Annotated in this window: 21 protein-coding genes and 1 rRNA gene; 17 read left to right on the top strand and 5 right to left on the bottom strand. The window is 42.9% G+C overall.

What is annotated here, in order from left to right:
* A 5S ribosomal RNA gene (gene rrf / locus BLS16_RS17035) occupies window positions 1–93 on the top strand; the annotation flags it as partial.
* Window positions 94–443: 350 nt separating this feature from the next.
* Window positions 444–1,307: a methyl-accepting chemotaxis protein gene (locus BLS16_RS24690; protein WP_092334868.1), complete on the top strand. Its 864-nt coding sequence runs from the start codon at window positions 444–446 to the stop codon at window positions 1,305–1,307.
* 174 nt (window positions 1,308–1,481) lie between these two features.
* Here the strand turns inward: BLS16_RS24690 and BLS16_RS17025 are convergent, their stop codons facing one another.
* Window positions 1,482–1,703 carry an alpha/beta-type small acid-soluble spore protein gene (locus BLS16_RS17025; RefSeq protein WP_092334867.1) on the bottom strand — a complete coding sequence of 74 codons (222 nt, stop codon included), beginning with the start codon at window positions 1,701–1,703 and terminating at the stop codon, window positions 1,482–1,484.
* Window positions 1,704–2,085: 382 nt separating this feature from the next.
* On the opposite strand from BLS16_RS17025, the gene hypA reads away from it, so the two are divergent.
* Together hypA and hypB are read left to right on the top strand one after the other, a co-directional pair.
* Window positions 2,086–2,427 (top strand): hydrogenase maturation nickel metallochaperone HypA, encoded by a 342-nt coding sequence (hypA, locus tag BLS16_RS17020; protein ID WP_092334866.1) that lies wholly within the window; start codon window positions 2,086–2,088, stop codon window positions 2,425–2,427.
* Window positions 2,427–3,107 carry a hydrogenase nickel incorporation protein HypB gene (gene hypB / locus BLS16_RS17015; protein WP_092334865.1) on the top strand — a complete coding sequence of 227 codons (681 nt, stop codon included), beginning with the start codon at window positions 2,427–2,429 and terminating at the stop codon, window positions 3,105–3,107. Before hypA ends, hypB begins: the two co-directional genes overlap by 1 nt.
* A 100-nt stretch (window positions 3,108–3,207) precedes the next feature.
* Here hypB and BLS16_RS17010 read toward each other — a convergent pair whose 3' ends face one another.
* Genes BLS16_RS17010 through BLS16_RS16995 form a run of 4 tightly spaced genes read right to left on the bottom strand, consistent with a single transcriptional unit; the run spans window position 3,208 to window position 6,944 of the window.
* Entirely contained in the window at window positions 3,208–3,696 is a 489-nt protein-coding gene (locus BLS16_RS17010; RefSeq protein WP_092334864.1) for a HyaD/HybD family hydrogenase maturation endopeptidase, read from the bottom strand.
* A 2-nt stretch (window positions 3,697–3,698) separates the two neighbouring features.
* Window positions 3,699–4,289 (bottom strand): Ni/Fe-hydrogenase, b-type cytochrome subunit, encoded by a 591-nt coding sequence (gene cybH, locus BLS16_RS17005; RefSeq protein WP_092334863.1) that lies wholly within the window; start codon window positions 4,287–4,289, stop codon window positions 3,699–3,701.
* A gap of 16 nt (window positions 4,290–4,305) precedes the next feature.
* Window positions 4,306–5,868, bottom strand: coding sequence for a nickel-dependent hydrogenase large subunit (locus BLS16_RS17000; protein ID WP_092334862.1), 1,563 nt, complete (start codon window positions 5,866–5,868; stop codon window positions 4,306–4,308).
* Window positions 5,868–6,944: a hydrogenase small subunit gene (locus BLS16_RS16995; protein ID WP_092334861.1), complete on the bottom strand. Its 1,077-nt coding sequence runs from the start codon at window positions 6,942–6,944 to the stop codon at window positions 5,868–5,870. The genes BLS16_RS17000 and BLS16_RS16995 overlap by 1 nt, the downstream gene beginning before the upstream one ends.
* 365 nt (window positions 6,945–7,309) lie before the next feature.
* Here BLS16_RS16995 and hypF point away from each other — a divergent pair, with 365 nt between their 5' ends.
* From hypF to queA, 13 genes are all read left to right on the top strand, one after another.
* Window positions 7,310–9,604, top strand: coding sequence for a carbamoyltransferase HypF (hypF, locus tag BLS16_RS16990; protein WP_092334860.1), 2,295 nt, complete (start codon window positions 7,310–7,312; stop codon window positions 9,602–9,604).
* The gene (locus BLS16_RS16985) at window positions 9,605–9,835 is read left to right on the top strand and encodes a HypC/HybG/HupF family hydrogenase formation chaperone (protein ID WP_014901859.1); all 231 of its coding nucleotides are present in this window, start codon (window positions 9,605–9,607) and stop codon (window positions 9,833–9,835) included. It abuts the gene before it with no gap.
* Window positions 9,813–10,910: a hydrogenase formation protein HypD gene (gene hypD / locus BLS16_RS16980; protein WP_092334859.1), complete on the top strand. Its 1,098-nt coding sequence runs from the start codon at window positions 9,813–9,815 to the stop codon at window positions 10,908–10,910. The genes BLS16_RS16985 and hypD overlap by 23 nt, the downstream gene beginning before the upstream one ends.
* Window positions 10,911–11,903, top strand: a complete 993-nt coding sequence (gene hypE, locus BLS16_RS16975) for a hydrogenase expression/formation protein HypE (RefSeq protein ID WP_092334858.1) — start codon at window positions 10,911–10,913, stop codon at window positions 11,901–11,903.
* A gap of 19 nt (window positions 11,904–11,922) precedes the next feature.
* Complete coding sequence (locus tag BLS16_RS16970) at window positions 11,923–12,333, top strand: DUF3842 family protein (RefSeq protein ID WP_092334857.1); 411 nt, start codon at window positions 11,923–11,925, stop codon at window positions 12,331–12,333.
* Window positions 12,334–12,501: 168 nt separating this feature from the next.
* The gene (cysK, locus tag BLS16_RS16965; RefSeq protein WP_092334856.1) at window positions 12,502–13,422 is read left to right on the top strand and encodes a cysteine synthase A; all 921 of its coding nucleotides are present in this window, start codon (window positions 12,502–12,504) and stop codon (window positions 13,420–13,422) included.
* A 349-nt stretch (window positions 13,423–13,771) separates the two neighbouring features.
* Entirely contained in the window at window positions 13,772–14,515 is a 744-nt protein-coding gene (locus BLS16_RS16960; protein WP_092334855.1) for a YebC/PmpR family DNA-binding transcriptional regulator, read from the top strand.
* 106 nt (window positions 14,516–14,621) lie between these two features.
* Window positions 14,622–14,990, top strand: coding sequence for a hypothetical protein (locus BLS16_RS16955; protein ID WP_092334854.1), 369 nt, complete (start codon window positions 14,622–14,624; stop codon window positions 14,988–14,990).
* 74 nt (window positions 14,991–15,064) lie between these two features.
* The gene (gene ruvC, locus BLS16_RS16950; RefSeq protein ID WP_092334853.1) at window positions 15,065–15,562 is read left to right on the top strand and encodes a crossover junction endodeoxyribonuclease RuvC; all 498 of its coding nucleotides are present in this window, start codon (window positions 15,065–15,067) and stop codon (window positions 15,560–15,562) included.
* Window positions 15,559–16,161: a Holliday junction branch migration protein RuvA gene (gene ruvA, locus BLS16_RS16945; protein WP_092334852.1), complete on the top strand. Its 603-nt coding sequence runs from the start codon at window positions 15,559–15,561 to the stop codon at window positions 16,159–16,161. The genes ruvC and ruvA overlap by 4 nt, the downstream gene beginning before the upstream one ends.
* 252 nt (window positions 16,162–16,413) lie before the next feature.
* Complete coding sequence (gene ruvB / locus BLS16_RS16940; protein ID WP_092334851.1) at window positions 16,414–17,439, top strand: Holliday junction branch migration DNA helicase RuvB; 1,026 nt, start codon at window positions 16,414–16,416, stop codon at window positions 17,437–17,439.
* Between the two features lie 84 nt (window positions 17,440–17,523).
* Entirely contained in the window at window positions 17,524–18,873 is a 1,350-nt protein-coding gene (locus BLS16_RS16935) for a SpoIID/LytB domain-containing protein (protein WP_092334850.1), read from the top strand.
* A gap of 40 nt (window positions 18,874–18,913) precedes the next feature.
* Window positions 18,914–19,936, top strand: a complete 1,023-nt coding sequence (gene queA, locus BLS16_RS16930) for a tRNA preQ1(34) S-adenosylmethionine ribosyltransferase-isomerase QueA (protein WP_092334849.1) — start codon at window positions 18,914–18,916, stop codon at window positions 19,934–19,936.
* Window positions 19,937–19,940 lie beyond the last annotated feature (4 nt).

Raw genomic sequence — 19,940 nt, 5'->3', positions numbered from 1 at the left:
TCCACCCGTTCCCATACCGAACACGGAAGTTAAGACCTCCAGGGCCGATGATACTTGGGGCATAGCCCCTGGGAAAGTAGGTTATCGCCAGGTAACACACAAAGAAAGACCATCTCTGAATGAGGTGGTCTTTCTTTGTGTGTCATCCTTCCACCTCATCTGGGGTGTCTTAAATTCGCCAACGTGGGCGAATTTGGGGAGTCGGGGTTACAATAATATCTCTATTAGGGGATAGGCTAATTCGAAATTTGCAATTAAATATAGTTTTTAGTCATAAAAAACATGAATAACTCAAAAGATGAGTTAGTGAACAATAAAACATACTTTTCCAAGATGATTGTGTTAAAATAAGAATAAATGGGGATATACAGCACACAGATGGTCTGGCCGTCAGACAATAATAGATGAACCCAAGTGGTAATTTTCTTAGAGGAGATGAGTTTGTGGTCTTTACGCTAAGCAATCAAATTGCGAATAAGATAGTTGATTTTATTCATGAGCAAAGCGGGTTTGCTGTTATAGTATGTAATAAATCAGGGATAATCATCGCTGATTCTGCCCAAACAAGAATAGGGGTAGAGCATAAGGGAAGCCATAGAATAATGACTACAAATATTGATAACACTGCCGTTACTAATGAAGAAGCAGTGAATTCCGGAGGTACGCTAAAAGAAGGCTACAATCAAGCCATTAAAGTAGATGGAAGTAAAATTGGCACCTTTGGAATAGCAGGGCCTTTAGATATTGTCACTCCGGTGGCCAAAATTGCTGCTGGTATGGTTGTGATGATGATGAGAGATGAAGAATTAAAAGAAATTATTCGAGACCAAGTAAAAGCTTTGAGTTTAGCAATAGAAAAGGCGGTGAGTGCAGTACAACAAACCGCTGCCTCTGCTCAAGAAGTGGCTTCTATTAGTCAAGTCATTGCGACTGAGGCACGTGAGGGTGAAAACTACCTTCAATCTACTTCAGATATTTTAGGCTTTATTCGTAAAGTAGCCAAACAAACTAATCTATTGGGTTTAAACGCTGCTATCGAGGCAGCCCGGGCCGGGGAAAATGGCCGTGGCTTTTCCGTAGTAGCAGGTGAAGTTCGAAAATTAGCAGATGAAAGTAATCAGTCAGCCAACGAAATCAGTGCCTTACTATTAGAATTTCGCTCTATTATTGAAAGAATCTCTGAAAGTTCATTGCGAAACAGTGCCATTACAAGAGAACAAGCACAGGCAAATCAAGAAATTGCTATATTAGTAGAAGGGTTACAAGAAGTGAGCAGAGAGTTAAATTCGCTTGCATTAAGTTTATAGACGAATGTTCCTTTGTACATTACTTTGAGCCAATGCTTCCGATGGGATATAACAAAATCTATCGTGTTAGAAAATGATTATATCTGACAACTAAAGAAAGCTCTAAATAACATAAGGGACGACGTTTTTCAACGCGTCCCTTAAGCTAGAAAAGTTAGGTTTTATACCCAGATATTAGTCTATAACATCGGCCCCTTGTTCGGCCATTTCTTTTTCTGCAAAGGTAATCATTTTTTTAACCATATTTCCCCCGATTTGACCTACTTCTCGAGTGGTCATATTGGCAAACCCTTTTTCTTCTATATCGTCATCTAAATTTAGTTCTTCAGCTACTTCCCACTTAAGCTGATCCAACTGGTTTTCGGATTCTGGAACTTCAGGTGTGTTTCGACTCATATTGACCATCCTCCTTCTCAGTTGTATTTGAAATCATTATTATATTAACCATTAAGAACTTTTTTATCCGTACAGTACATACATATTAAATTTATTTGATAGCAAACTAAGTCAAGCTTAGAATAAAAAGTACACTTCATAATTTAAATTACAATAACCGGTACTTTAAAAGGAAAAATAATCCTTCCGTCGAATCTAAGATGTTATAAAGATATTCTAAATATTATCTTTCAGGAATTATTGGTTAGCCATGGAGCATGAAAATACGTATACCACCCCTTTGATAGAAAAAAGAGCTTGAAAAGTAGATAAACTTGAACTAATAAAATTCATTGAAAGGATCGGTTAAGTTTTTCAAGTTATGCTTAACTAAAGAAATAATATGCATGAAATGTCTTTGATGGGAGGAGTATTTGAAGTCATCGAACAAACTATCTCCCAGCACAACGTAAAAAAGGTGATTCAAGTTAAACTTAAGGTTGGGGAACTAACGAATGCAGAACCTGATGCCCTTCAGATGGCGTTTGAGGCTTATTCTAAGGATACTATAGCTGAAGGTGCAGAGTTGATTATAGAGCGTGTAGGCGTAATTGCTCGGTGTACAAAGTGTCAGAAGGAATTTTCAGTAAAGAGTATGTTTTTTCTGTGCCCCAATTGTGAAAACTCAAATATCAAAATTATTTGTGGTGAAGAATTATTATTAGAAAGCCTGGAGGTGGAATAATGGAATTAGGCCGTCGTGAAATTGAGGTAATGGCTAATCTACTTAACTCAAATGATACACAGGCAGAGAAAAATCGTGCGCATTTCAGAAAGAATAATTGTTTAGCAATTAATATGATTGGCTCACCGGGAGCAGGAAAGACTTCACTGTTAGAAAAGTCCTTACCCCTCTTAACGCGAAATTTGTGTGTCGGCGTAATAGAGGGTGATATATTTACTAGTAAAGATGCAGATCGCATAGCTATTTACGAGGTACCTGTGATACAGATCAATACCGGTGGAGGCTGCCATCTTGACAGTAAAATGGTTAACAAAGTTTTGCCTGACTTTGATTGGACTGCTATGGATCTCATGATCATCGAAAATGTCGGAAACCTAGTTTGTCCGGCAGATTTTGATTTAGGAGAACAATTTAAGGTTATAGTTCTTAGTATTGTTGAAGGGGATGATAAGCCCTCAAAATACCCCGTTATTTTTCGCAATGCTGAAGCTGTTATTCTAAACAAAATGGATCTTGAAAAGCTTACAGATGTTAATATGGAGTCAATGAAAAGAGATATTCTAGCCATAAATCCAGAGATAAGAATTTTTGAAGTATCTTGTCGTAACGGGGACGGCTTAAATGATTGGATAAACTGGCTAAGTCAAAAAGTTAATGATTATCAGGAACATAAGGATTAGGCAACATAGTGATGATGTTTCAGAGATTGGTAGTTCTAACAGAATAAAGAGCCTTTCACTTAGATTTAACACTGTTAAATCTAAGTGAAAGGCTCTTATTTTAAGTTGCAGTGAATTTACCTTCGTAACTTATAGAGTCTATCTCTTTAAGAACTAATTCTTTCAAGCGAGGAAATAGTGCTTCAATATCGGCACTTATTTCTAAGCCCCACTCCAAACTTTTTGGTTGGATACCAAAAATTAAGGTTTGTGGGGCATGCCCTAATACATTAGCCAGAGTCAGTACTTCGACAATCCCAATTTGATGAAAGGATACTTCATATTGTTCTGGGATTACTTGGAGATCACCGGGTTGAAAGCGGAATAATGCTCCAGGTTCAGCATTAGCATTAAAAGCATCTATGATAATGAGAAAGTCTACATCCTGAATTAGATGAACAAGTTCAAGTCCCGCCGTGCCCCCTTCAAGCAGTTCTACATTGTCGGGGAGCTTATCTTTTGCAAATACGTCTAAGAACCGAACTCCTAATCCCTCGTCAGACAAGAGAATATTTCCTACCCCCATCACCATAATTTTTGGCGATTGCATAGCTATGCGCTTTTCTCCTTTCGTTTCTTACCAAAAAACATAAACAGAAATTGCTCATAGGCGGATGTAAAAACTAGATAAAGATGAACAGCGATTACAGCCATAAATAACCACATGAAGAGGTAATGAATTCCACGAACGGCTGCCAAACCTCCAAAATATCCTGCTGCATTAGCTAATTCCACGGGCTTGTAAAGGATAAACCCTGTAACTGCTTGAACCACAGCCATGATAGGCAAGGCAATATAGGCCATTTTTTGGAGAGGGTTATATTTTCCGGTTTCAGGGTGTTTGCCAATAAATAAATAGTACTTTATTTGTGGCCAAAATGTTTTAATGTCCTGTGAGTTGATCAGAAATGCATCATAGTCTTTATTTTTGCCAAAAAAGGAGTAATAGAAACGGACAATTCCGTTAATAATTAATAGATACATAAAGATGAAGTGTAAATTCCGCATGAGGTTCATAGGCATCCCTGGGTAAGGGGAATGAATGAACCAACCTGTAATAGTTAATATAAAGAAATTAATTAAATTGATCCAGTGGCTAACGCGTTGAAACAATGGGTGGTCTAAGTCTAATTGGCTAGACATGTCCTTCCCTCCTTTATTACCAGCCGATCTGGAATTTTTTGATGTTGTTTGTTTCCGGATGGATGAGATGGATCGCACAAGCCAGACAAGGGTCATAAGAGCGCACCACTCGTACAATGTTGACTGGATTCTCCAGGTCGGGAACCGGGACGCCTATTAGTGCTTCCTCCACTGGACCACGAACCCCTTTATCATCTCTTGGCGAAAAATTCCAAGTAGTCGGAACGACCATTTGATAGTTCTCAATCTTATGATCCCCTACTTTGATAAAGTGACCCAGAGAACCGCGAGGGACTTCTGTCATACCTGCACCTTGTCCTGTGGCCGGAGCCTCCCAATGATCGGTATCATGAATGCGGAAATCTTTAGATCCCATTTCCTTCTCTAAGGCATCTAACCAATTGAACATATCTTTGGCCATCAGGAGAGTTTCATAGGCTCGGGCAGCATGACGTGCTACAGCACCGGGCTTAATACCATACTTAGCGATAATATCCATGAGACCTTTAGGCTGCATTACAAGCATACGCGCGAGAGGGCCAACCTCAATAGGTTTACCATCATAGCGGGGAGCTTTAACAAAGGTATAAGCTCCTTTTTTATCAAGATCCGGTATTGTATCTTCGGTGTAGGGTGTTTTGCCCTTAGCGCTTGCCTTATACCAAGAATACTGAACGTCTTCTGTAATTTTAGATTCATCTACAGGAATGATTTTGCTTAAATTACCATCCATAATGACTCCGGCTTTGAAGAACATATCTTTACCGGCATCGTCACGGGCAAATCCGCCATAAGACAGATAGTTTGGACTTCCTCCTCCGACACCTGCCTGCGCTAAGGGCAGAAGTGGGCCGGTACCAAATGTTAATACGTCTTGTAAATAGATTTTTTCAATAAAATCCAGCTGCTCATAAAGCATGGAGCGGAATTGCTCTACCACTTGAATACTTGGAAGCATTGTTACCCCACCGACGACAATAGAGGATTGATGGGGCTGTTTTCCAGCAAACAGTGCCGACATCTTCTTAGCCTTTGCTTGCATCTCAAGGGCTTTAAGGTAGTGGGCAACAGCCATGGTCACTAACTCTGGATCATTAACGCTAAAATCATCTGGTTTATAGCGTGGAGTGAGGGGGGAAGTATCTCCGGCATTGACAAGTTTGATAATTTTGTCTTTCACTGCCACAAGACCTGGATCGTTACCCTGATATTGAGCGACTGCCATGACATCTAAGTAGTCCAGGGCACTTAGATGGTAGAAATGCAGAGGATGGTCATGGAGGTACATGGCTCCAATGATTAGATTTCGGATAAGCCGACCTCCAGCGGGGACATTTGCCCCGTAAGCTTTGTCTAGGGCCAGCGAAGATGCCCAACCATGGGAGCCTGCACAAACGCCACATACACGCTCGGTAACAAATGTGGCATCACGGGGGTCACGGCCACGGAGCATTGCCTCAATTCCACGGTACATTGTTCCTATTATATGAGCGTCAACAACTTTTCCATTTTCAACCTCAACTTCAACTCTTAAATGTCCTTCAATACGTGTTAAAGGATCGATTACTACTTTCGCCATTACATGTCCTCCTTATGATCCTTGTTGCCCAATCTTCCGCTTGCTGCTGTAGCAATTAAATGTGCTCCCAGTCCTATTGCCGCGGCCCCTCCAACAACGAACCCTACGGTATCAGCGTCAACATGGCCAATTCCCGGCAGCTTAAAGATCTCTTGTTTAGCATATAAAGGACTAAATCCGTTATAAAAGTCTTTTTCTGAACATCCGGAACATGGAGATCCTGCATTAATGCAGAAGTTGGCATTGTCGTTCCACCATACTTGTGCACAGTCAGTGTATGTTTTTGGGCCTTTGCAGCCCTTTAATATCAGGCAATACTCCTTTTGAATCGGATCATTCCAGTCTGTAAGGTAGTTTCCGTTTTCAAAGTGACCGCGTCGCGGACAGTTGTCATGCAGTAAAGAGCCATAGTAAGCTGTCGGACGATTTTGGGAATCCAGGGCTGGCGCCTTTTGGTAGGTTAGGTAATATAGAATAGTGCCAATTAAAGTTGTAGGTTTAACTGGGCAACAGGGAAGATTTATGACCGGCTTGTTAATTCCCTCGTTTCTGAGAAGCTCTGCTACCCCTACGGCACCTGTGGCACAGGCACCTGGGATACCGGCACCTTCAGAAGCACAGCTTCCAATGGCGAGAATCACTTGGGCTTTTTGAGCAGCTTCAATAAGTATTTTGCGGAATGGTCTTCCACCTACCATACAGAACCGGTCTTCTTTAGCAGGACAGGATCCCTCTACAACCAATACGAAATTTTCGTTTAAAGTTGCTTGGTATGCTTCTTCAGATTTATGACCTGATGCAGCCATAATAGTTTCATGATAGCGTATGGAAAGCATGTCTAGAATGAGTTCAGCGGGAGAAGGATTCAGGGTGGAAATTGCCGATTCCGTACAACCGGTACAATCCATCCCTTCCAACCAGATAACCGGTGGCTTCTTTAGTGCTTGTTCTAACGCACTGGCTGCTTTAGGGACGATAAGCTCGGGTAAGCCTAGGGCTGCTGTTGTTGCTGCAACTAATTTCATGAAATCACGCCGAGAAACCCCTTTGACTTTGAGTAAATCAAAATTACCCATATTTTGCAGAACACCTCCTGATTTTAATTCCAAATGGGATGTGTGCATGAGATTTTTACTATATATGTAAGGTATATTCGAGGGAAGATCTAAGTTTCCTCTATATATATAGAATATTTTGAAGATTGTTAATATTAATTTATTATTTTCTAATCAGAAATATTTATGATTAGTAATTGTCAAGGGAGAGCATGTTCGCTGCATTTACTTCGATTTGTTGTTGGTTATTGCAGTACTCGCCTTAATAGATCTGAGATGACTAAATATTAAACTAATTACTTGAAGTATAGAGAGCCTGACGTGTACAATGAGAGTATTACTATTAAAAATTGTAATTATAACCGTGAAAGTTGGTTTAACCAAAAATGAAAAATGAAGCGAAAACTATTTTTTTTAATGGTATAGTTCAAGGTGTAGGTTTTCGACCGTTTGTTTATAAGCTTGCTGAAGAGCTGGGGATCAACGGGTGGGTAAATAACTCTAGTCATGGTGTAACAATCCATGCTGAAGGGAATAAGCTTGACTTGTTTTATGATCGTTTGCTTAAAGAAGTTCCCTCATTAGCAAAGATTGTTACTGCACAAGTAATTGATGTTGAGCCAAGGTATTATAAGACATTTAAAATTGTTGAGAGTAAAGCTGAGTCTAAGGCGGACGTATTAATTTCGCCGGACGTAGCAACTTGTCGAGATTGTCTTGCGGATATGGCTGATTCTAATAGTCGATTTTACCAATTTCCATTTACAAACTGCACAAATTGTGGGCCTCGTTATACAATCATTCATGACGTGCCTTATGATAGGGCATTAACAACTATGTCAGAATTTCGAATGTGCAAGTCTTGTGAAGAAGACTATGTGAATCCAAGAAATCGGAGGTTTCATGCTCAGCCAATTGCCTGTAAAAACTGTGGGCCGAAGTTTCAACTAACGGATGGAAGTGGTCGATCCCTCCCGGGTCTTGGTGTTGATCAATTGTCCCAAGGCGGAATTCTTGCGGTAAAAGGGCTAGGCGGATTTCATCTGGTTTGCGATGCCCGAAACGTTGAAGCTGTACGCCGGCTGCGAGAGAGAAAGGAACGCGGCTTCAAGCCTTTCGCGGTTATGGCCAGGTCTATAGCGGTTGCTCGCGAGCAGGTAAACATTCTTATTAAAGAAGAGGAGCTTTTAACCAGCTCATCAGCCCCTATCGTAATCCTAGAACGAAAACTTGCTTCAAGAGGGGGATTATCTGAGGATATTGCACCTGGTATACAGACTCTGGGCATCCTACTCCCTTACGCCCCAATACATTATCGCTTATTTGAAGGACCATATGATTTTTTAATTATGACGAGTGCTAACCTCAGTGGACGGCCACTGATTTATTCCAATGATGAAGCGTTGGCAGAGTTACAGGGAATTGCGGATTATTTTTTAATGCACAATCGGGATATTTATCATCCTTGTGATGATTCAGTGGTTCAATTGATTGGCGATGAAATTGTCTTTCACCGCAGAGCACGGGGCTATGTCCCTTTACCGATTTTGATGAGTAGTTATCAAGTCGAGACTCCCCTCCTTGGTGTGGGGGGCGAACTGAAAAATTCATTTTGCCTTGTTGCCGGGCAACGGGCTTTTGTGAGTCAATACATTGGGGATATGGAAGGATATGAAAATCTCCAGCGTTTTCACCAGGAATTAGAATCCTTTCAACGAGTCGTTAACATTGTGCCTAGTGCAGTTGCCCATGATAAACACCCAAACTATCAACTTACTAATTTTGCTTTGGAGCAGCCTTGGCCAAAGTGTGCTGTACAGCACCATCACGCACATTTAGTCAGTGTATTGGGAGAATGGGACAGAACTGAACCTACCCTTGGAGTTATCTGCGACGGGACTGGCTACGGGGATGATCATTGTATTTGGGGATTTGAATTTCTCTATGGGAACTCATCCGGTTATGAACGCAAGGCACATCTGGAGTATTTAGGGTTGCCTGGGGGAGATGCCGGTGCGAAACACCCTTTGCGAATTGCCTATGCCTATGTTAAAACTCTTTTGAGGGGTGAAGCCTGGGAAAAGACTAAACCTTTGTGGAGGCCTCTTTCCAACATGGAACGCCGGATTCTTGACCGCCAAGTTGACACGGGGGTCCAACTCTTTCAAACCTCAAGTGCAGGCAGACTGTTTGATGCAGTCAGTGCCCTAATAGGTGTGTGTATAAAGGTTACTTATGAAGGTCAAGCTGCTATCGAACTGGAAAGTGTCGGAGCTGGCTTTTTGCAGGATCATCTTGAAGATGAAGAAAGCAGTCAAAAGAATTCTCAAGTCCTTTATTCTTTTGAAACAAGAGTAGAGGAGGGGGTTCTAATACTGGGAGTAAGAGCACTTTTTGAAGATCTTATTCAAGATGTTTTACTCGGTGTGAGTAAAGAGGAAATTTCCTATCGGTTTCATATGACAATTGCCCAGGCTATTGTAGATATTGCTTTGCAGTTGGAGGTAGGGGATGGCCCCATGGTTTTAAGCGGAGGGGTGTTTCAGAATAGGCTTTTAACAGAAGCGGTTCTCAGAAACTGTCAGAGACATGGCATAAAAGTCTTGCGTTCTCGAAGCCTTCCTCCAGGAGATGGTGGATTAGCCTTCGGACAGATATTAATTGCGAATGAGGTGTTATAAATGTGTTTAGCCATTCCTGCTAAAGTAATCATGATTGAGGGATCGATTGCCAAGGTAGATATGATGGGTAATGAACGGGTTGTCAGTATCGACTTGGTTCCAGAGGTTGGAATTGGCGAATACGTGTTAGTTCATGCCGGGTTTGCCATCAGTGTTATTGATGATGAAAGTGCTAAAGAAACGGAAGAACTGCTGCTGGAGGTGGCTAATGCTTATGAAGAGGGGGAGTAAGGAGTCTGCGGCAAAGGCAGGTATACTTCTTGCGGAGATTGAGTCTTTAGGGCAAAGTCCATTTACCATCATGGAGGTATGCGGAACACATACTGTTGCCATAGCTAAAAATGCCATACGTGAGTTGTTGCCCAAAAGTATTCGCTTGGTTTCGGGGCCGGGGTGTCCGGTTTGTGTCACCTCTAATGGAGATATTGATCGCTATTTGTACTTGGCAGCTCAAAAAAATGTAATAACGGCAACCTTTGGAGATATGATTCGAGTACCGGGCACAGAGAAAAATCTACAAGAGTTGAGAGCTGAAGGAGCAGATATTCGAGTTGTTTATTCAACTCAGGATGCTTTAGAGTTAGCTCGTCAAAATCCCGACAAAGAAGTTGTCTTTCTAGGTATTGGCTTTGAAACCACAGTCCCGACAGTAGCCGTGAGTTTAGAAATTGCTAAACGTGAAGCAATAAAAAATTATAGTGTGTTGTCTATGCACAAAGTAGTGCCCCCTGTTTTAAAGTTATTAGCAGAAGACGAACAATTATTGGTGGATGCTTTTCTTGATCCGGGGCACGTCTGCTCGATTATCGGAATAGAGCCTATAAAATTTATGGCTGAGGATTATGGTAAACCCGGTGTTGTTACAGGATTTGAAGCCTTAGATATCTTAGAGGGGATTGCCATGCTCCTGCGGCAACGTGCTGAAGGTCGCTCAGACATTGAAATCCAATACCAGCGCGTGGCTAAGCCGGAGGGTAACCCACAGGCCAAGATGTTTATCGAGCGGGTTTTTGAGAGGATTGATGCATCTTGGCGGGGAATAGGAATTATTCCACAAAGTGGTTTGGGTATACGGGCAGACTATAGTCCATGGGATGCTGCACGGAAATTTTCCTTGCCCGTTTTTCAATCTCGGGAGACACCCGGCTGCCGTTGTGGAGATGTCTTAAGAGGGGTAATCTATCCTACCCAGTGTCCTTTATTTGCTGAGTATTGTACGCCAATGAAGCCTATTGGGCCATGTATGGTGTCTACAGAAGGGTCGTGTGCGGCTTATCACCGTTACGCCCAAAGGAGTGTGGATTAGTTGGAACGCATTATGTTGGCACACGGAAGCGGTGGTCGGTTAAGTCACGAATTAATTCTTAACCTTTTTCAGAAACACCTGGGAAATGCTCACCTGAATCAAATGAATGATGCAGTGCTCTTACCGGGAATGGAGCGGATTGCAGTGTCAACAGACTCTTTTGTAGTATCGCCATTATTTTTTCGGGGCGGAAATATAGGTAAACTTGCGGTCTGTGGAACTGTCAATGATTTAGCGGTAAGTGGTGCAATTCCGAAGTTTATAACCCTGGCCCTTATTTTAGAAGAGGGTTTACCTATAGAAGAATTAGAACAAATCATTAAAAGTGTTGCGGGGACCGCTGCCGAAGCAGGAGTATTGGTGGTTTGTGGGGATACAAAAGTCGTAGAACGTGGAAGTGCTGATAGGATTTTTATAAATACAACAGGGATAGGATACATTACCGATCGTTTAGTGGAACCTAAGCGAATTCAGCCCGGTGATGAGATTATTATTACCGGAACCATTGGGGATCATGGGATTGCAATTTTGTCTGAGCGAGAAGGGCTGGAATTTCAAACACCTGTGCTGAGTGACTGTGCTCCATTAAATAAACTAATTGATACTTTTTATTTGCCCGGAGTTAAGTGCATGAGAGACCCTACCCGTGGTGGTGTGGCGACAACACTTAATGAATTAGCACAACAAGCTGGAGTGAGTATGCTCTTAAAAGAGGAGCTCTTGCCCTTGTTGCCAAGTGTTGAAAGTGCCTGTGAGATGTTAGGTCTAGATCCTTTATATTTGGCAAACGAAGGAAAAGCTTTAGTTATTGTAGCTCCCGAAGTTGCGGACGAAGTGCTTTTAAAGATGCAATCTCATCCTTTAGGACAGAATGCAACTCGTATTGGGATAGTACAAGAAGGAAAGTCGGGGCTCGTGCTTTTGGAAACTTTCCTTGGGGGAAAACGCTTTGTCGGTATGCTTGAGGGCGAACATCTTCCCCGGATATGTTGAGAAAGTATGAGGCGGTATTATGCGGATAGCAGTCATCGATGGACAAGGTGGCGGTATTGGTAAACACATTGTAGAGCAATTACGCAAAAAGATTCCGGATCTCAATATTCTTGCCCTTGGTACAAATGCCTTGGCAACCGGTGCCATGCTACGGTCAGGGGCCACAGAGGGGGCGTCTGGGGAGTCAGCGATATGTTATAACGTGGAGCGAGTGGATATAATTGTTGGTTCAGTAGCGATTATGATGGTTTATGGCCTATTGGGAGAGATTACAGCAACTATGGCTACAGCAATTTCGGCCAGCAAAGCAGAAAAATTGCTGCTGCCTATTCAACGTGGAAATGTTCAGCTTATAGGTGTCCAACGCATTCCTCTGCCTCACCAGATTGAAGCTTTGGTAGAGGTAGTAGAGGAACGCCTGAAGGGTTAAACAGGGGACGGTTTACTTGTTAGCTTAAGACGAGTAACCGTCCCTTTGTGGTCTCTGTTCGGGGTGAACGTCTGACATCTTTTTTGATTAAAAGGGCATACTTGACAAAGGTTATATTGATTGCTATTATCAAAACATAGTAAATTGATATGAAATGGGGTAATTGATATGAGAGTTGTTGACAATATTACAGAATTAATAGGAAAAACCCCTTTGGTTCGTCTGCAGCGGATAGTTAAGCCTGGTATGGCTAACGTCTATGTCAAGGTGGAGTTCTTTAATCCGGGCGGAAGTGTCAAAGATCGGATTGCCTGGGGGATGATTAAGGATGCCGAGGAGCGAGGGATACTTCGTCCCGGCGGTACTATAATTGAGCCGACAAGCGGGAATACAGGGATCGGACTAGCCATGATCGCGGCTGCTCGAGGTTACCGCTTAATTGTGGTTATGCCAGATTCTCTAAGTGTTGAACGACGGATGCTGATGGCAGCCTATGGAGCAGAGTTTATCTTGACTCCCGGAGCAGAAGGAATGAATGGGGCTATCGCCGAAGCTAAGCGCTTACTCAACGAAAACCCCGATTATTTTATGCCTCAGCAATTTGAGAATCCTGCTAACCCGGAAGCTCATCGAAAGACAACGGCTTTAGAACTTCTTGAGCAATTGCAGGATATCCATGCCTTTGTTGCCGGAATCGGTACCGGGGGTACAATAACCGGAGTTGGAGAGGTACTAAAAGCTCGTCTGCCGGAAATACAGATCATCGGAGCTGAGCCGGCTTCATCTCCGGTCATCTCAGGAGGGAAACCTGGTTCCCATAAAATTCAAGGAATTGGTGCTGGGTTTATACCGGAAGTATTGAACAAGTCGATCCTGGATCAAGTTATACAGGTTAGTAATGAGGAAGCCATGGAAACAGCGAGGCGTATGGCTCGCGAAGAAGGACTTCTAGTAGGCATTTCCTGCGGAGCGGCAGTCAGCGCAGCCCTTCAGGTAGCAGCTACCTTGGGTGAAGGAAAGAACATCGTTGTCTTAGCACCGGATACTGGGGAACGGTATTTGAGTACGGAACTATTTAGTAATCGATAGAATAGTAAAAGTGTCCCCTCGTCAAATTCGGAACGAGGGGATTTTTGACTGGTACTGCATGATTGCTTGTCCAACCGTCATAATGACTATCCAAAATCGACACTGGTGACGATTTTGACCTACACTCAGGCGATTCTCTTACCCCAGCAAGACTAGCTGATAACCCCCAATGGCCACTATAATCACTTGGCATCGGTGGCTAGTGGGTCTGCCATGCATTTAAGCTTCGGCAGGCTTTGCTGTTATTAAAGAGTGATCTGTATACTGACAAGTTTTAATATACCTTTACAAGAGAAATTACCCTATGCTAAACTATCTGATAGTGATTAGCATAAGGAGGATTAACAGAATGTCAGGACATTCAAAGTGGTCAAACATTAAACATAAAAAAGGTAAGGTTGATGCTCAAAAGGGAAAAATATTCACTAAGTTGGGCCGTGAATTATTAATTGCTGCCCGGGCTTGCGGAGGAGACGTCAATGACTTCCGCCTCAAGATTGCCATAGAAAATGCTAAAGCACAAAACCTTCCTAATGAAAACATTCAACGAGCTATTCAAAAAGGGGCTGGCGGAACAGAAGGTGCAACTTATGAAGAGCTGCGTTATGAAGGGTACGGTCCGGGTGGGGTAGCGATTATGATCGATATCCTAACGGATAACCGCAACCGAACTGCTGGTGAAGTGCGGCATATATTCTCCAAGAATGGTGGAAATATGGGTGAGACCGGCTGTGTAGGCTGGATGTTCGAAGACAAAGGGCAGCTTAGGATCCTACGTGAGGGGCTAAAGATAACTGAAGATGATTTAATGATGATCGCTTTAGATGCCGGAGCAGAGGATTTTGAATCCGACGAGGAGGGGTTTGTTGTTTTAACCTCACCCTCAGACATGGAGGCGGTACGACAGACTCTTATTGACCAAAAAATTCCTATTGAAGAGTCAGTGCTTAGCCCTATTCCCCAGAACTCCATTGAAATTACAGATCCCGATCAAGCCCGTAAGATTGTTAATTTGATGAATAAGTTGGAGGACCATGATGATATTCAAGGGGTTTATTCTAACTTTGAATTAGCAGAAGGGCTTAATTGGTGAGCTGGTAGTTGAACGAGTTCACTTTTTGTAACGTAAAATTATTAAATTAAGCCCTCTTGGTAAGACTATAGTTATTTAAATTATAGTCAGGAGGGTTTTTTTCATTATGTCTAAGTGGAAAGTCATCAGTTTAGTTCTTATTATTGGCTTGGCAATTGGCGGCATAGTACCTGCTGCAACTTTTTGGTGGTCCAACAAAGATCAAGCCCATTCAGTGTTGAATACTTTTGACTCGGAACAAAAATTGTCAAGTGAACCTTCCGAAAGAGAAAGTTATCATTTTGGCGTGGAGCAGGGAGTTCTTTCTGTGATCGAAGGAAAACCCGGCGAGAATGGGAATGTTGTCCTCTCAGGCCTATGTGTGGAGTCTTGGCCTGAGGAGATTGTAGAAATGGCCCATAAAGTTGAGTTCTATTCCCTAGATGAAGTTCAGTCATTTATTGACACGGCAACGGAATCATTATGGCTTGAGTAAAACAGAATAGAGAAGAGAGAAAGGGAATCCGCCGTCTTCTGTCGAAATCTATATGGATGGAAAGGAAGACGTAAATGATTATTTTAGGAATTGACCCAGGGACGGCCATTATGGGGTATGGATTAATTGAGCAAAAGGGTAATGACTTAAGGCCAATCGACTATTCTTGCTGGCGAACTCCTGCTCACACGCCTTTGGCAGAACGGTTGTTAATGCTGTACGAGCAGATTGACCCTTATCTGCGTCTACACACACCTGATCATATTGCCGTAGAAGAATTGTTCTTTAATAGCAATACTTCAACCGCTTTATCTGTTGGGCATGCCCGGGGTGTTGTCTTGTTGACAGGAGCACAACACAGCATACCAATTTATGAATATACTCCTTTACAGGTAAAACAGGCTGTAGTTGGGTATGGAAGAGCTGAAAAAGCTCAAGTTCAACAAATGGTTAGAGGATTATTAAGACTCAAAGACATTCCGAAACCGGATGATACTGCAGATGCCTTAGCGCTGGCAATATGTCATGCGCACAGCTTTTCTTTGAACCAGAAGATTGGAGAATTTAGATGATTGGAATGTTGCGGGGCAAGGTTTGGGAAATCCAAGGTGAGCGTTTAGTGATGGATGTACAGGGCACTGGGTACCTGCTGACGGTTCCCTATGGACTTTTAGCAAAGATACACCCCGGGCAAGAACTTGTCGTCTACACTCACGTGGTCATGCGTGAAGACGATTTATCTCTTTACGGTTTTTCTTCATTTGAAGAGAAACAGCTCTTTCTCCAAATGTTAAGTGTTTCAGGAATTGGCCCCAAAGCAGCTATATCCCTACTTTCAACCTTTGGAGCGATACAGATTGAAAGCGCGATTGCAAGTGAAAATCTTAACTTATTAACAAAGGTTCCTGGTATCGGAAAAAAGACAGCCCAGCGGCTAATTCTAGAACTGAAAGAGAAATTTAAAGGGCATAATTTAGTTTCGAATGAAAGCGGTTCGTTTTCTGAACCCTTGTCTAAGCCTCACTCGGAAGCTCTGGAAACCTTGCTGGCTTTGGGATTTGGTTTGGAGGAAGCACGGCAGGCTCTGGGCCGAGCCTTAAAGGACGGCGGGGAATTAACGACAGAGGAGCAAGTAAAGAAGGCGCTGCGTTTTCTCGCCTCAGGGCACTAATAGTACTTTCTCTATAAATTCTGGTTGAAAACCATATATTTTTAAAACTTACAACAAATAGAGCTGCCCAATGAGGGTAGCTTTATTTGTTGTAGCAAGTCTCAGAAGGACGCTAAATCATTTAATTATGCCTCAAAAGCAGGAGATTCAGGGAATATGAAAGAATTAATATAGTTTGGGCAGTGGAGGATTTGCAAACAACTCTGCTCTGTATTATATTAAATTTTGATGGTTGCGAGAGGGGGTTAGAATATGGAAGAACGTCTGGTTGCGCCGCAGGAACAGCCTGCAGATCGCGAAGGAGAGGGATTGCGTCCTCAGCGCCTTAATGACTATATAGGGCAGAGAAAAGTTAAAGAAAATTTAAGCGTTTTTATCCAAGCCGCATCCACTCGCGGGGAAGCACTGGATCACGTTTTATTGTATGGGCCGCCCGGTCTGGGGAAAACAACTCTCGCGAATATTATTGCTGCGGAGATGGGGGTAAGTGTTCGTACCACCTCCGGCCCGGCGATTGAACGTCCCGGTGATTTAGCAGCGATTCTAACCGCTTTAGAACCCCGTGATGTGCTTTTTATTGATGAGATACACCGCTTAAGCAGTGCAACAGAAGAAATTTTGTATTCTGCCATGGAAGATGCATGTCTGGATATTGTCATCGGAAAAGGACCCAGCGCTCGCTCGATCCGCTTGTCCCTTCCACCCTTTACCTTAGTAGGAGCAACGACCCGTGCTGGACAATTAACCTCTCCTTTACGTGACCGTTTTGGGGTTATCAGTCGGTTGGAATTCTATGAAGTTGAAGATTTAAAGGAAATTATTCTCAGGGCGGCAAGTATCCTGCACTTAAGAATTACCGCCGAAGGGGCTGAGGAAATTGCACGCCGTTCAAGAGGTACACCTAGAGTGGGGAATCGCTTGTTAAAGAGAGTCAGAGATTTTGCTCTGGTTTGGGAAGACGGAACAGTTACCCAGTCTATTGCCAAGGAAGCCCTCAATCGCTTAGATGTTGACCCAGAGGGTTTGGATCAAATTGACCAAAAGGCCTTAAAGACGATTATTAAGACATTTGCTGGTGGACCTGTCGGACTGGATACCCTTTCGGCGACAATTGGAGAAGAGTCGGTTACCTTGGAAGATGTGGTTGAACCATTTTTGTTGCAAATGGGCTTCTTACAACGTACCCCGCGTGGGCGAGTGGCTACAGCAAGGGCTTATCAGCACCTAGGGTATCCGATGCCTCAGAGTCGTGCCGAAACCGAGCTTTTCCCAGAGTAGTTATATCTGTCACTGACTTGCGAGCATATATGATGAGGAAAAAGGGCAATCTGAGCATAAAAGCAAACTTAAGGGTGTGAAAGCATGCTCCAGATGATGTATCGGTTGCTCTGTTTATGGATCGTATCCTTATTAATCGTGCTGGCGCAGCCTGCACCTTGCACCGCAAAGATGATTTCAGTTGAGCTTGTTTGGAATCTTAGCCAAGCGGGGTGGATCCAGGTAGATATCGATAAAGGGGATTATCTGCTTAAATTAGGAAATGAATCCTATAAGTTTTCCGCTGGCTCGACTCTTCAGGTTGGTTGGGGAGGGTGGACTCCCGTCTTGAGGATAAACCATGAAGAGTTTAGAGTAGTTGATGGTTCTTTGTTAGATATTATCGCCCTTAACTCCGGGAGTCTGCGGATTAAAACTCCTGAGGGCAAAGCGGCAAGCTATCGTGGGGGATTACAACTTAATTGGCAAGATGGTCATTGGCGTTTGATTAATCAAGTTGACAGTGAAGACTACTTAAAAGGGGTAGTGCCAATTGAGATGAGCAACGAGTGGGCTAATGGAGGGCTTGAGGCACTTAAGGCTCAGGCTGTAGCTGCCAGAACGTATCTTGTAAGACAGCTAAGTAATGGTAAGCTAATCACAGATTCGCCGGATATCCATCAAGCCTATTCAGGTTTAAGCGTAGAAGGAGAGGCCTCACAGGCAATCGAAGCAACGCGAGGGGAAATCCTTGTAGATGCCCAGACTAAGCAACCCATCGATGCCCTCTACTCATCACATAGTGGAGGGCATACTGAGGATGCTAAAAATGTTTGGGGAAATGCAGATCTCCATAATATATCCCATCCTGACCCTTACTCGAAAGGAGTCGGAGGTGCGGTCAATCATTGGAGATTTATCGTATCTGCGCCTCTCCTGGGTTCAACATTTGGGCTAGGCCCTGTACGAGAAATAGAACTTGATAAGTTCCCTTCAGGAAGGGTAAAAAGTGTAAAGTTGGAAGATGAATTTGGTCAGACCACGATTGTTAAAGGCAGAGCATTTGTCCAAGCTTTCTATCCTTTTGGTCAACCAATACGAAAAGAAGCTTTTTTAGGAAATTTATTTGAGGCTAAGACCGTTGTTTCAAACCGTAGTTTATCTGAAAAATCCATATCTGATGGGCCTTTTAACTCTGCTGGATATTCAGGATTTCTGGATTTAACAAAGCAGCCTGAGCAGGAGCAGGGGCCATTACTTTCTAAAATCCTTAGTTCATCTTTAGGAACTAACACTAACCCTCAGCCCTATGCAGTCTTTATATTTGAGGGGCAAGGTTGGGGACATGGGGTAGGAATGTCACAATGGGGTGCTTATCATATGGCCCAATTGGGTTTTAAATATCAAGAGATATTGACCTATTATTATAACAATGTTCTTATATCCAAAGTATAGTTGACTGTTTCAGTAAGTCATAATGAAGGAGCAAGAAAGATTGAATGTCTCAGATTTTGATTTTGAATTACCTGAGGACTTAATTGCCCAACATCCGGTAGAGCCTCGGGATACTTCCAGGTTAATGGTTGTTAATCGCGGAAGTGGAGAAATAGCACACCACACTTTTAGGGATTTGAAGTCACTATTAATCAAAGGTGATGTCCTTGTATTAAACAATACCCGGGTTATTCCTGCACGGTTGATCGGGGAAAAAGAAGGAACTGAAGTAAAAATTGAAGTTCTCTTGCTTAAAAGACTTGAACTTGATGTATGGGAGGCTTTGGTTAAACCCGGAAAGCGTCTTAAGATCGGGCAAAAAGTAAGCTTTGGAAACGGAATATTAGTCGGAGAACTTCAGGAAATTTTAGCAAATGGGAACAGAAGGATTCATTTCAGTTATTCTGGAATGTTCGAAACTATACTCGATGACCTGGGGCAAATGCCCCTTCCACCGTACATAACTGCTCAATTAGAAGACCGAGAGCGCTATCAAACGGTATATGCCAAAGAGAGAGGATCTGTTGCAGCCCCCACAGCTGGGCTACATTTTACCCCGGAGCTTTTAGAGGAACTCCGGATGAAGGGGATAGAAATTGTTGAGATTCTCCTTCATGTTGGCTTAGGAACTTTCCGCCCGGTTAAAGTGGAGGATATCAGTGAACATGCCATGCATTCGGAGTACTATCGTGTTGAAGTTGAAGCAGCGGAGCGAATTAACCGAGCCAAGTTAGAGGGGCGTCGTGTCATCGCCGTAGGGACAACCGCAGCACGAACCTTAGAGTCTGTGGCACAGAAGGGGCAGGTCATTCCCGGTGAAGGGTGGACGGATATTTTTATTTATCCTGGTTATTTGTTTCAAATTGTAGATGTCCTTCTGACCAATTTTCATTTTCCAAAGTCTACTTTGGTCATGTTGGTTAGTGCCTTGGCGGGGAGAGAACTAATCTTAAAAGCCTATGAGAATGCTGTTCAGGAGCGGTACAGATTCTATAGCTTTGGAGATTCTATGCTTATATTATAAAGCT

Source organism: Desulfosporosinus hippei DSM 8344, assembly GCF_900100785.1.
Lineage (GTDB): Bacteria > Bacillota > Desulfitobacteriia > Desulfitobacteriales > Desulfitobacteriaceae > Desulfosporosinus > Desulfosporosinus hippei.
The sequence above is the reverse complement of the archived record's forward strand: the minus strand, read 5'-3'. Positions and strand labels throughout refer to the sequence as shown.